General features: G+C 69.2%; 10 protein-coding genes. 4 read left to right on the top strand and 6 right to left on the bottom strand.

Annotated features, from left to right (window positions below; all coding sequences use genetic code 11):
- Window positions 1-37: 37 nt before the first annotated feature.
- The 6 genes from ASD62_RS12280 to ASD62_RS12255 form a co-directional block, all read right to left on the bottom strand.
- On the bottom strand, window positions 38-1,702 hold the full coding sequence (locus tag ASD62_RS12280; protein WP_082553224.1) for a glucoamylase family protein: 1,665 nt from the start codon (window positions 1,700-1,702) through the stop codon (window positions 38-40).
- Between the two features lie 64 nt (window positions 1,703-1,766).
- Window positions 1,767-2,705 (bottom strand): carbohydrate ABC transporter permease, encoded by a 939-nt coding sequence (locus ASD62_RS12275; RefSeq protein ID WP_082553225.1) that lies wholly within the window; start codon window positions 2,703-2,705, stop codon window positions 1,767-1,769.
- Window positions 2,706-2,710: 5 nt separating this feature from the next.
- Entirely contained in the window at window positions 2,711-3,676 is a 966-nt protein-coding gene (locus tag ASD62_RS12270) for a carbohydrate ABC transporter permease (protein WP_082553226.1), read from the bottom strand.
- Between the two features lie 2 nt (window positions 3,677-3,678).
- Window positions 3,679-4,956: a sugar ABC transporter substrate-binding protein gene (locus tag ASD62_RS12265; RefSeq protein WP_056916204.1), complete on the bottom strand. Its 1,278-nt coding sequence runs from the start codon at window positions 4,954-4,956 to the stop codon at window positions 3,679-3,681.
- An 82-nt stretch (window positions 4,957-5,038) separates the two neighbouring features.
- Window positions 5,039-6,091, bottom strand: a complete 1,053-nt coding sequence (locus ASD62_RS12260; protein ID WP_056916203.1) for a LacI family DNA-binding transcriptional regulator — start codon at window positions 6,089-6,091, stop codon at window positions 5,039-5,041.
- Between the two features lie 145 nt (window positions 6,092-6,236).
- Entirely contained in the window at window positions 6,237-7,178 is a 942-nt protein-coding gene (locus ASD62_RS12255; protein WP_162254764.1) for a sugar-binding transcriptional regulator, read from the bottom strand.
- 126 nt (window positions 7,179-7,304) lie between these two features.
- Here ASD62_RS12255 and ASD62_RS12250 point away from each other — a divergent pair, with 126 nt between their 5' ends.
- From ASD62_RS12250 to ASD62_RS12235, 4 genes are read left to right on the top strand one after another with little or no spacing between them, the layout of a single operon-like run.
- Window positions 7,305-8,669 carry a sugar ABC transporter substrate-binding protein gene (locus tag ASD62_RS12250; RefSeq protein ID WP_056916201.1) on the top strand — a complete coding sequence of 455 codons (1,365 nt, stop codon included), beginning with the start codon at window positions 7,305-7,307 and terminating at the stop codon, window positions 8,667-8,669.
- Window positions 8,669-9,613: a carbohydrate ABC transporter permease gene (locus tag ASD62_RS12245; protein ID WP_056916200.1), complete on the top strand. Its 945-nt coding sequence runs from the start codon at window positions 8,669-8,671 to the stop codon at window positions 9,611-9,613. Before ASD62_RS12250 ends, ASD62_RS12245 begins: the two co-directional genes overlap by 1 nt.
- Window positions 9,613-10,509: a carbohydrate ABC transporter permease gene (locus ASD62_RS12240; RefSeq protein WP_082580765.1), complete on the top strand. Its 897-nt coding sequence runs from the start codon at window positions 9,613-9,615 to the stop codon at window positions 10,507-10,509. Before ASD62_RS12245 ends, ASD62_RS12240 begins: the two co-directional genes overlap by 1 nt.
- Window positions 10,509-12,020, top strand: a complete 1,512-nt coding sequence (locus ASD62_RS12235; protein WP_056916199.1) for a mannitol dehydrogenase family protein — start codon at window positions 10,509-10,511, stop codon at window positions 12,018-12,020. Before ASD62_RS12240 ends, ASD62_RS12235 begins: the two co-directional genes overlap by 1 nt.
- Window positions 12,021-12,048: the final 28 nt, after the last annotated feature.

Raw genomic sequence — 12,048 nt, 5'->3', positions numbered from 1 at the left:
GGAACCCCGACCACGCACGTCTCTGGGGTGGTGCCGGTCAGGCGATGCCGGCGCCGAACTCCTCCGCGCCGATGACCGGGCGCAGTCGGCGCTCGACGTCACGGGTGCTGAACGCACGACGGATCACGTTGTCCGCCAACACGTTGCCGATGGCACCCATGATCATCGCCTGGTCGAGCGAGAGGTACCGGCGGGCGATCGTGCCGGAGTGCACGGCGACGGCGTCGAAGAAGCCGCCCTTGCCGTAGGCCTTGAGCTCGTCCTCGATCTTAGCGAGGTTGGTGAACGCCTGCCGGGGCTCGTGCATCATCGCGAGGAACGAGGCGTGCGGCGTGACGACACCGTCGCCGAACTTCGGCGTGGGGTTGGTCCCGGCGCGGCACTCGCCGAAGCCGACGTCGACGTTGGTCTTCTCCTTGTCGGAGAAGTAGCCCTCGGGGTTCATGCCGAGCCGGTCGACGCCGTACTCGCGGTACCCGGCGAAGGGGTCGCTGGCGGGCGAGAAGCCCCAGTAGCCGTAGCCGGCCTCGTCGAGGCCGTGCTCGCGCTGGGCGCGCACGTGCAACGGGTGGTTGAGGCCCCAGCTGCGCGGGGCCCAGCTCGCCTCGGGGACGAAGACGTCGGGCATGAGCTCCTCGAACATCGAGCCACCCCAGCCGGGGACGATGTGCATCCCGCGGTAGGTGTAGGCGCCCTCGTAGACGTCGACACCGAGGTAGGTGCGGTTCTCGCCGACCGGCTGCGACTCGGGCCAGGCCCAGTCGCAGGTCGCCGGGAAGGTGCGCCACATCGCGAAGTAGTGGTTGGCCGGGACCTGCCCCGTGAGGATGCCGAGGTAGCTCGTGATGCGGGTCTCGGACACGGTCGTGTCGTAGTGGTGGTTCGTCAGCCAGACGTCGGGGCCGACGCCGATGTGGTTGCCGTAGAAGCCGTCGGTCCGGTTCGGGGGCTGCACGACGAAGAACCCGCCGTGCATCAGGCCCGGCTTCCGTGAGGCGTTGGTGTCGTAGAAGCTGTCCCAGCGCATCCGACCGAAGAGCTTCTTCGCCAGGGGCGCGGAGCCGGGGTCGGCGGTCATGACGACCTTGAGCGCGGCACCGAGCCAGCCGTTGTCGACGCTCGAGAGGAACGGGTCCACCCGGTCGCCCGTGCCGGGCCAGGACGTCAGCTTGGCGCCGGTCGCCTCGTCGTACCAGTTGTAGTACATGCCACTCGGCTCGTGGTGCTCCATGCGGAGCAGGGTCGACAGCGTCTGGCGCAGCCGACGGGTGCACTCGCCGCGCGAGATGATGCCGAGGTCGCGGGCCACGACGGCCGACCACAGGTAGCCACCGATGTTCGTCGGCGACGTGTAGCCGGAGCGGTCAGCGGCGGTGAGGCCCTCGTTGATGTTGTCGGCCGGGAGGCCGGTCTTCGGGTCGGTCATGGCCACGAGGCTGTGCCAGGTGTCCTTGGCCCAGCGCCGGACGCGGTCCTTCTGCACGCCGGCGCCGGCAGCGCCACCGAGCACCACGGGTGCGGCGGCTGCAGCAGCCGGAGCGGCCGAGGCGCGCTGGGTGGTCAGGCCCACGGCCGCGGCGGCGGTCGCGCCGACGAGCAGCTGGCGACGGCTGGGTGCGACGCGGCCGGCGGCGGAGAGGGCGGAGGCCGCCGAGTCCGGTATGACGAGCGGTGACTGGGTGGGTACGTGGAGCTGGGGCATGGGTGAGACTCCTTTGTCGGGATCGGTCACGTGGTGCCGTGCTGGTGGCGCGGTGGCGCCGGGATCACTTGATGCCGGTGGTGGCGATGCCCTCGATGAACTTGCGCTGGAAGGCGAGGAACACCGCGAGGACGGGGATGACGACCACGGTCGCGCCGGCGAGGAGCAGGCCGTAGTTCGTGCTGTTCTGGCCCTTGGAGTAGAGCGCCAGCGCGACGGGAAGGGTGTAGGTCTTCTCGGACTGCGCCACCACCAGCGGCCACAGGAAGTTGTTCCAGCTGCCGAGGAAGGTGAGGATCCCGAGGGTCGCGAGGGCCGGTCCGCACAGGGGCAGGATGATCCGCGCGAAGATGCGCAGCTCACCGGCACCGTCCACGCGCCCGGCGTCGAGCAGGTCACGCGGGAGCCCCGAGATGAACTGCCGCATGAGGAACACGCCGAACGGGCTGACGAGGAAGGGCAGGATCAGGCCGGGCAGCGTGTCGATGAGGCCGGCGTTCGCCACGAGGACGAACAACGGCACGAACGTCACGACGCCGGGGATCATCAGCGTCGCCATGACGATGCTGAACAGCGCCTTCTTGCCCTTGAAGTCGAGCATGGCGAGGGCGTAGCCGAGCATCGAGCAGAACAGCAGGTTGCCGGCGGTGACCGCCACGGCCACGACGATGGAGTTGGTGAAGTACGTGCCGAAGTCGAGTCGGGAGAACAGCTGCGTGTAGTTGTCCAGGGACGCGGAGTGCGGCCACCAGGTCGGGGGCGTCTGGCGCAGCTCACCCTCGCTCTTGAAGCTGCCGAGCACCATCCAGGCGAACGGTGCGACGACGGCGACGAGGCAGAGGCTGAGGATGCCGTAGAGCCACCAGCGGCTGGACTGCTTGCTGCCCGCCATCGTCGCGTTGGTGCCGACGGGTTCGGTGGGCCGCGGGGTACGGCCGAACCGGCCGCGGGTGGACTTCGGGGCGGGGACCGGCGTCGTGGCCTTGTCCGTGGTCGTGGTCATGGCGATCAGTCCTTCTCGCGCAGCAGTCGGAACTGGATGGCGGTGACGACCGCGATGACGATGAAGATGATGTAGCTCAGCGACGCGGCATACCCGTAGTTGCCGAAGCCGAACTGCTTGTAGGTGTACATCGACATCGAGATCGTGCTGTTCAGCGGGCCACCGTTGGTCATCACGAAGGGCTCCTCGAAGAACTGGAGGTAGCCGATGCCCGTGGTGACGGAGACGAACAGGATGGTGGGTCGAAGCATCGGGAGCGTGATGTGCCGGAACCGCTGCCACGCACCGGCGCCGTCGATCGCGGCTGCCTCGTGCAGCATCCACGGCACGGCCTGGAGGCCGGCCAGGAAGATGATCATCGCGGTGCCGAAGTTGCGCCACGACGCCATGAGGATCAGGGCGGGCATCGACCAGTTCGGGTCACCGAGCCAGTTCGGGCCGTTGATGCCGAACCAGCCGAGCACGGTGTTGATCAGCCCGGAGTCCTCCTGCAGCAGGAAGCGCCAGACCACGGCCACGGCGACGATCGAGGTGATGACCGGGAGGTAGAAGCCGAGGCGGAAGACCGAGCGCAGCTTGGTGATCCCGCGGTCGAGGACCACGGCGGCGGCCAGCGCCATCGTCAGGGTCAGGGGGACCCCGACGAGGACGAAGTAGGCGGTGTTGCGGGCGGCCTGGAGGAACTGGTCGTCCGAGAGCGCCTTGGTGAAGTTGTCCAGGCCCACGATGTCGACGGCGAACGGGGTCTTGAGGTCCCGGGCCCGCGTGTCCGTGATGCTCATGAACAGGGACTGGATGACCGGCCACACCGTGAAGGTGAGGAACAGGAGGCAGAACGGCAGGGCGAGGATCCAGGCGGCCCGGCCCTCACCGAACGCGCCACCCCTGCGCGACTTCGCGGTCCCCCCGCGGGGCGGCCGACCGGTCGGGTCGGCCTCCCCGCGAGTGGTGACCTCTGATGTGGCGGCCATGACTACTGACCGGTCCCGATGGACTCAGCCTGCGACTGGACGGACTTCAGCGAGGCGCTGGTGTCGGCGTCCTGCTTGGTGATCTTCTCGAGCTCGGTGTCGAACTGTGCGACGACCTGCTCCCACGTCGCGAACGACGGCGGGGCCTGGGCGGTCTTGAGCTGCTCACCGAAGACGGCCAGCTTCTTGTCGGCGGCGATGGACGGGTCCTGCCACGCGCTCTGCACGGACGGCAGGTCGGTCGACTGGGTGTACCACTTGGCCTGGGTCTTCGGGTCGGCCAGGAACTGGGTGAACTTCCAGGCGGTGTCGCGCTGCTTGGAGTTCTTGAAGACGACGAAGTCCGAGCCGCCGACGAAGGACGAGGAGGTCTTCTTCGTGGGCATGGGGGCCACGGCGTACTTGTCCTTGAAGCCGGCGCCGCCGACCTTCTCGACCGCGGACATCATCCACGGGCCGGAGATGAACATCGGGACCTTGCCGCTGGCGAAGTCGGGCTCGGTGGTCGGGGTCGCCGGGGCGGCCTTGTCCGAGATGCCCTCGTCGAAGTAGCTCTTGTAGTAGTCGACGGCTTCCTTGATCTCCGGGGAGTCGAAGTTGTAGCCCTTGCCGCCGTCCTTGGTGAGGTCGGCGCCGTTGGACCAGGCGAACGGCATCACGGTCTGCCAGGAGCCGGTGCCGCCGGCCTGCAGGCCGATGCCCCACTTGGCGCCGGCCTTGGTCTGCATGCCCTTGGCCATCGCCTTGAGCTCTTCCCAGGTCTTGGGGGCCTCGGTGAAGCCGGCCTTCTTGGCGAGGTCGGTGCGGTAGTAGACCAGGCGCGTCTCGACGTACCACGGGATGCCGTACGAGGTGTCGCCCACCTTGGTGGTGTTCTGGGCACCCTCGAAGAACTGCGAGGTGTCGATCGACTTGGGCGTCGGGTCGAGCGCCCCGAGACCGGCGAACTCACCCATCCACGTGGTGCCGACCATGGCTGCGTCGGGCGTCTTGCCCGCCGTGATGGCGGTGGTGAACTTGTCGTGCGCCGCGTCCCACGGGATGGCGGTGACGTTGACCTTGGCGCCCGGGTTGGCGGCCTCGAAGTCCTTGGCCAGGGCCGGGAGCTTCTCGCCCTCGGCGCCCATGGCCCAGACCGTGATCGTGCCCGTGGCCTTGCCGGAGCTGATGTCCTTGCCGGTCTCGGCGGCGGCGCTGCCGCCGCTGTCACGGCCGCACGCGGTCAGCGTGAGGGCGGCGGCGGTCATGGTGGCGACCGCGATCGCAGAGGTGCGTCTCATCGGGGTGTCTCTCTTTCATCGGGGTGAGGGGGACGGACGGGAAGGCAGTGGCGTGCGCCGATGGGGCGTCACGCGGGGCGCCCTAGGGCTGGGCGCGGACGGCCACCGGAGGCGGCGGGCAGCCGCAGGAGGCGCGGATGACCAGGTGGGTCGGGATGATCTGGGCGCCGCGGGGGGCGGCCGAGCCGGTGATGCGCTCGTGGAGGAGGTCGGAGGCGCGGGCGCCGAGCTCGCGCACCGGCTGGCGGACCGTCGTGAGCCCGGGCTCGACGTAGCGAGCGGTCATCACGTCGTCCCAGCCCACGACCGCGACGTCCTCAGGGACGCGCAGCACGCTGCCGCGCAGCCGCACCATGACGGCGAGGGCGAGCTCGTCGTTGGCACAGACGAGGGCATCGGCCTCGAGGTCACCGCGCAGCAGGCGGTCGGCGAGGGCGGTGCCGTCGTCCTCGCGCAGCGCCACGGGCACGGCCTCCGCCGCCACGATCCCGGCCGCGGCGTGGGCGGCGACGAACCCGGCATACCGGTCGCGGATGTCGGGACCGGACGCGGGGTCACCGACGAACAGGACGCGACGGCGACCGTGGCGCAGGACGTGCTCGGTGATCTCGCGGGCGCTGGAGGTGTTCTCCGAGCGGACCGTGTCGACGTCGGCGCTCTCGTCACCGGCGATGAGGACGACCGGCTTGCTGCCACCGAGGGCCGTCACCGTCTCGTCGGGGATCGCGGACGAGCCGAGCATCGCGAGGCCGTCGACGCGGGTCGCCAGCTTCCGCACGGCTCGGGGCAGGTCGGCCTTGCCCTCGGCGAGCATCAGGACGACGCTCTGCCCGAGCTCGGCGGCACGGTACTCGAAGCCCATGAGGAGCTCGGAGTAGTAGGGACCGGAGAGCTCGGGGAGGACGAGGCCATGGGCCTCGTGGTGCCGCACGGCGAGGCTCCGGGCGGCAGCCAGTGGCACGTAGCGCAGCTCCTCGGCGGCCTCGAGCACCCGCTTGCGGGTCTTCTCGGAGACGGCCTGGGAGCCCTGCAGCACGCGGGACACCGAGGCGATCGAGACGCCGGCGCGCTCGGCGACGGAGTAGATCGTCGCCCCCGCGGGGTGTCTCGTCGGGTGTCCCGAACTGGTGGCCATCAGGCTGCCTTCCTCGTTGAAAGCGCTTACAAATCTGTTTCGACCATGCCAGAGGACAGGGCGACTGCGCAAGGCCCCGGGCGTGTCGGGACGCCCTGACGGCCCGGCGCCGACCTCGCCTCCTGAGCAGCTGGGGACGCGGAGGTCAGTCGGCCAGGAGGCTGTCGGCGAGCTCGTGGTCGACGACGAGGCCCTGGACGAGGCGGCCCTCGAGGGCGGCCCGGACCGCGGCGCCCTTGGCCCGGCCGGAGGCCACCGCGATGACCTCCGGTATGCCGCTCAGGGCTTCCGCGTCGATGGTGATCAGGCGCGCAGCGACCTTGGGGCGCAAGGGTTTTCCGTCTGCATCGAAGAAGATGCCGGCCAGCTCGCCGACCACCCCGCGACTCGCGAGGTCGAGCTGCTCGGCAGCGTCGAGCAGGTCGTGGATGGTGGACCCGCCAGCGCTCCAGTGCCCGATCCCGACGACCGCCTTGGTCACCGCCGAGGCCCGCGCCAAACCCTCCGCGACGGCGGGTTGGCGGCGCAGGGCGTCGGCGCTGGCCTTGGTGTCGAGGACGAACGGCGCGTAGAAGACACGGGCTTTCCCACCCCCGAGACGAGCCGCCCGCCGCACGATGTCGACGGCGCTGCTGTCGAAGTCCGGCAGCGCGATCGCCCCCGTCAGCTGCACCACCTCGACCCGCGGCAGTGACGTCAGGGCGCCCACCATGGCGTGCACGTTGCGCGACCACGGCAGCCCCAGGACGTCGTCCTCGACGAGCACCTCCGACAGGAGGTCGGCCGCGGCCTTTCCCAGCTGCTGCCGGACCGCGCCCGGGTCGGCGTCGGCGGTGTCCACGACGACGGCGTGGGCGAGGCCGAAGCGCTCCTGCAGGCGGGCGGAGGCATCCACGTCGAGCGAGCCCTGGCGGACGATCTCGATCCGCACCAGGCCGCGGTCGCGGGCCGACTCGAGCAGCCGGGCGACCTTGAAGCGACTGATCCCGAGCTCGTCGGCGATCTCCACCTTCGACCGGTGGTGCAGGTAGTGGCGGCGGGCCACGGCAGCGAGCAGCACCAGCTCGGCGGGTCCGTCCTGCGCCATGTCGCCCATCCTCACCGTTGACAGGTACCGGGTGCGTCGATTTACTCAAGGTACTCGTTTGGGCATCATTGCGCTCATATGAGCGCGAGTCAAACGAGAGCCGTCAAAGGCGACGGAGGAGGACGCGTGCGTAGTCGAAACTCCCGGGCCGCGCTGGTCGCATCAGCGATCGGCCTGGCCCTCAGCCTCTCGGCGTGTGCCGGGTGGGGCGGCGGCGGAGTCGGCGGCGGTGGGGCGGACAGCATCAACGTGCTGATGGTCAACAACCCGCAGATGGTCGACCTGCAGAAGCTCACCGCCGACAACTTCACGAAGAAGACCGGGATCCGGGTCAACTACACCGTGCTCCCCGAGAACGACGTCCGCGACAAGATCAGCCAGGAGTTCTCCAGCCAGGCCGGCCAGTACGACGTCGCCTCCCTGAGCAACTTCGAGATCCCGATCTACGCCAAGGCCAAGTGGATCGCGCCCCTGGACGAGTACCTCGCCAAGGACACGGCCTTCGACCAGGGCGACATCCTCAAGCCGATGACCACCTCGTTGTCCAGCGACGGCAAGGTCTACGGCGAGCCCTTCTACGGCGAGTCGTCCTTCCTCATGTACCGCAAGGACGTGTTGGAGAAGAAGGGCATCACCATGCCGGCCAAACCGACCTGGCAGGAGGTCGCCGACATCGCCGCCAAGGTCGACGGCGCCGAGCCGGGCATGAAGGGCATCTGCCTGCGCGGGCAGCCCGGCTGGGGCCAGATCTTCGCTCCCCTCACCACGGTGGTCAACACCTTCGGCGGGACGTGGTTCGAGAAGAACTGGACCCCCGGTGTGAGCTCCCCCGAGTTCAAGCAGGCCGTCCAGTTCTACGTCGACCTCGTCCGCGCCCACGGGGAGAAGGGCGCGCCGCAGGCGGGCTTCACCGAGTGCCTCAACAACCTCGTCCAGGGCAACGTGGCCATGTGGTACGACGCCACCTCGGCCGCCGGCTCCCTCGAGGCGGACGACTCGCCCACCAAGGGCAAGTTCGGCTACGCCCCCGCCCCCGTGGTCAAGACCGACAGCGCCGGGTGGCTCTACGCCTGGTCGTGGTCCATCCAGCAGGCCAGCACCAAGAAGGACAACGCCTGGAAGTTCATCTCCTGGGCGAGCAGCAAGGAGTACGAGGAGCTCGTGGGCTCCCAGCTCGGCTGGACCAAGGTGCCTGCCGGCAAGCGGGCCTCCACCTACGAGAACGCCGACTACCTCAAGGTCGCGTCGGCCTTCGCCGAGCCGACCAGGTCCGCCATCGAGGCCGCCGACCCGGAGAACCCGGGAGCCCAGCCGCGACCGGCGATCGGGATCCAGTTCGTCGACATACCCGAGTTCCCGGACCTCGGCACGCAGGTCAGCCAGGACGTGAGCTCGGCGATCGCCGGAAAGATCACCGTCAACGAGGCCCTCGACAAGGGCCAACAGCTCGCCGAGGACGTCGCCGAGCGCTACCAGTCGAGGGGGCAGTGATGTCGTCGAGCACCGCAACGAGACCGCCGACCGAGCAGGTCCGCAACCCCGAGCCCAGCAAGGCCCTGCGCCGTTCGGGCGACTGGGCGCGCAGGGCGCCACTGCTGCCGGCCCTGATCTTCGTGATCGTCATGACGCAGCTGCCCTTCGTGGCGACCCTGGTCATCTCGTTCATGAACTGGAACGCCTACTACCCGGACGAGCGCGGCTTCACCGGGTTCGACAACTTCGCCCGCGTCTTCACCGACACCAACACGCGCCAGGCCGTGTTCGTCACGATCCTGCTCACCGTCTCCGTCGTTCTGGTCAGCCTGGTGCTGGGACTCGGCATCGCGCTCCTGCTGGACCGCAAGTTCCGGGGCCAGGGCATCGTCCGCACGATGATGATCACGCCGTTCCTCATCGTCCCCGTGGCCGCGGCACTGCTGTGGAAGCACGCGCTCTACAACCCGGAGTACGGACTGTTCAACGGGCTGCTCAAGACCGTGTTCGGGGACAACGCCCCCCAGCCGGACTGGATCACCAACAACCCGCTCATCGCGATCATCGCGGCGCTCGTCTGGCAGTGGACGCCGTTCATGATGCTCATCCTGCTCGCCGGCCTGCAGAGCCGGCCGCTGGACGTCGTCGAGGCCGCCCGCATCGACGGCGCGGGAGCCTGGCAGATCTTCCGCTCGATGACCCTGCCGCACCTGCGCCAGTACATCGAGCTGTCGGGTCTGCTCGGCGCCATCTACGTGGTGCAGAACTTCGACCACGTCTTCACCATCACCAGCGGTGGTCTGGGCACGGCCAACCTGCCGTACTTCATCTACCAGACCTTCTACACCGCCCAGGACTACGGGCGGGCCTCCGCGGCCGGCGTCGTCGTGGTGATCGGCACGATCCTCATCGCGACCGCAGCCCTGCGCACCGCGTTCAGCCTGTTCAAGGAGGAGTCCTGATGAGCACCACCACCTCGAGCACCGGGACCTCGGACCCGGGGACGTCCTCCGGCACGCCGCGCCATACCGAGGTCCGGCACGCGAAGCCGCCACGCTCCGGGATCCTGCTGTCCGGCGCAGCCTGGGTGATCGGGTTCCTGTTCGCCCTCCCCGTCCTGTGGATGGTCCTCACGTCGTTCCACAACGAGAACGACGCCGCCAAGAACCCCCCTGACGTGTTCGCGCCGTTGTCCCTCGACGGTTACCGCTCCTTCTTCGACGCAGGACCCTGGCCGCCCCTGCTCAACTCCCTCACGGCGAGCATCCTGTCGACGGCGCTGGTGCTCCTGCTCGCCTTCCCGGCGGCCTACGCCCTGTCGATCCGTCCGGTGAAGAAGTGGACGGACGTGCTGTTCTTCTTCCTCTCCACCAAGATGCTGCCGATCGTGGCCGGCATCCTCCCGCTCTACCTCTTCGCGCAGAAGGTGGGCCTGCTCGACAACATCTGGTGGCTGATCCTGCTCTACACCTCGATGAACCTGCCGATCGCGATCTGGATGCTGCGCTCGTTCCTCGCCGAGGTGCCGGTGGAGATGCTCGAGGCGGCCTCGGTCGACGGGGCGTCCCTCACCCGGACGCTCAAGGACATCGTCGCCCCGGTGGTCATGCCGGGGATCGCCTCGGCAGCACTGATCTGCTTCATCTTCAGCTGGAACGAGCTGCTCCTGGCCCGCGTGCTGACCAGCACGGTGGCGGGAACGGCGCCGGTGTTCTTGACTGGGTTCGTGACCAGTCAGGGCCTGTTCCTCGCCAAGGTCTGCGCAGCGTCGTTCGTGGTGTCGCTCCCGGTGCTGGCCGCCGGGTTCGCCGCGCAGGACAAGCTCGTGCAGGGCCTGTCGATGGGGGCCGTCAAGTAATGGGGACCACGCCCGTCCGGCTCGCCGAGGCCCACCTCGGCGAGCTGGACCCCCGGGTGGCCCGCCCGGCCTACGACCGGTCGCAGGTGACGGCGGGCATCGTCCACTTCGGCGTGGGCGGGTTCCACCGCGCCCACCAGGCGATGTACCTCGACGCCCTGATGAACGACGGCGAGGCCCTGGACTGGGGGTTGTGCGGGGTTGGGGCGCTCCCCCACGACCGCCGCATCATCGACACGCTCAAGGCCCAGGACGGCCTCTACACGCTCGTCGTCAAGCACCCGGACGGTCGGCGCGAGCCCCGGGTCATCGGGTCGGTGGTGGAGCTCCTGTTCGCCCCCGACGACCCGCAGGCCGTGGTCGACCGGCTCGTCGACGAACGCACCCGAATCGTGTCGCTGACCATCACGGAGGGCGGCTACCTCGTCAACCAGGTGACGGGGGAGTTCGACGCCGATGACCCGTCGATCCAGGCCGACCTGGTCGACGGCGCCGTCCCCAGCACGGTCTTCGGCTACCTCACGGCTGCCCTCGCCCGGCGCCGGGACGAGGGGCGCGCGCCGTTCACCGTGATGAGCTGCGACAACCTCCCCGACAACGGCGACGTGGCCCGGCGGATGATCTGCGCGTTCGCGCGGCTCAAGGACCCGGGCCTCGCCGACTGGATGGAGACCGAGGTCGCTTTCCCCAACTGCATGGTCGACCGGATCACGCCGGTCACCGCTCCCGAGGACATCGAGCGGCTGCGCGAGGAGTTCGGCGTCCAGGACGACTGGCCCGTCGTGTGCGAGCCCTTCACCCAGTGGGCGCTCGAGGACCGGTTCGGGCAGGGGCGCCCCCCGTTCGAGGACGCCGGCGTGCAGATGGTCGAGGACGTCGTGCCGTACGAGCTGATGAAGCTGCGGCTGCTCAACGCCAGCCACCAGGCGCTGTGCTACCTCGGCCACCTCGCCGGCTACCGCTACGCCCACGAGGTCTGCCAGGACCCGTTGTTCGCCGGCTTCCTGCTCGCCTACATGGAGCGCGAGGGCAGCCCGACCCTGCCGCCGGTGCCCGACGTCGACCTCGACGCCTACCGCCACGAGCTCGTCGCGCGGTTCGCCAACCCCGAGGTGCGCGACACGCTGGCGAGGCTCTGCGCGGAGTCCTCCGACCGCATACCGAAGTGGCTCGTGCCGGTCATCCGGGCGAACCTGCGCGACGGCGGCGAAATCGAGAGGTCCGCGCTCGTGGTGGCGTCGTGGGCGAGGTACGCCGAGGGGCGCGACGAGCAGGGGAAGCCGATCGAGGTCGTGGACCGGCTCAAGGACCGCGTCATGGCCGCGGCCGCGAGACAGGGCGAGGACCCGCTGGCGTTCATCCGGGACCGCGACCTGTTCGGGGACCTCGCCGAGGACGAACGCTTCGCCACGGCGTACACCGCTGCGCTGGAACGCTTGCACGACGTCGGCGCACGGGCAACGCTGGAGGCCCGAGCGGGCGACGACGCCCGACCGGTTCCCACCGCGTGACCTGTCTCGACACCCTCGAACCGACGTT

This window comes from Phycicoccus sp. Root563 (assembly GCF_001427915.1).
GTDB lineage: Bacteria > Actinomycetota > Actinomycetes > Actinomycetales > Dermatophilaceae > Pedococcus.
This window is presented reverse-complemented; position numbering and strand designations above follow the sequence as displayed.

Excerpts from the sequence above, each read along its gene's own strand:
- ASD62_RS12280 (WP_082553224.1), bottom strand. The coding sequence starts at position 1,702 with ATGCCCCAGCTCCACGTACCCACCCAGTCACCGCTCGTCATACCGGAC.
- ASD62_RS12275 (WP_082553225.1), bottom strand. The coding sequence starts at position 2,705 with ATGACCACGACCACGGACAAGGCCACGACGCCGGTCCCCGCCCCGAAG.
- ASD62_RS12270 (WP_082553226.1), bottom strand. The coding sequence starts at position 3,676 with ATGGCCGCCACATCAGAGGTCACCACTCGCGGGGAGGCCGACCCGACC.
- ASD62_RS12265 (WP_056916204.1), bottom strand. The coding sequence starts at position 4,956 with ATGAGACGCACCTCTGCGATCGCGGTCGCCACCATGACCGCCGCCGCC.
- ASD62_RS12260 (WP_056916203.1), bottom strand. The coding sequence starts at position 6,091 with ATGGCCACCAGTTCGGGACACCCGACGAGACACCCCGCGGGGGCGACG.
- ASD62_RS12255 (WP_162254764.1), bottom strand. The coding sequence starts at position 7,178 with ATGGCGCAGGACGGACCCGCCGAGCTGGTGCTGCTCGCTGCCGTGGCC.
- ASD62_RS12245 (WP_056916200.1), top strand. The coding sequence starts at position 8,669 with ATGTCGTCGAGCACCGCAACGAGACCGCCGACCGAGCAGGTCCGCAAC.
- ASD62_RS12240 (WP_082580765.1), top strand. The coding sequence starts at position 9,613 with ATGAGCACCACCACCTCGAGCACCGGGACCTCGGACCCGGGGACGTCC.
- ASD62_RS12235 (WP_056916199.1), top strand. The coding sequence starts at position 10,509 with ATGGGGACCACGCCCGTCCGGCTCGCCGAGGCCCACCTCGGCGAGCTG.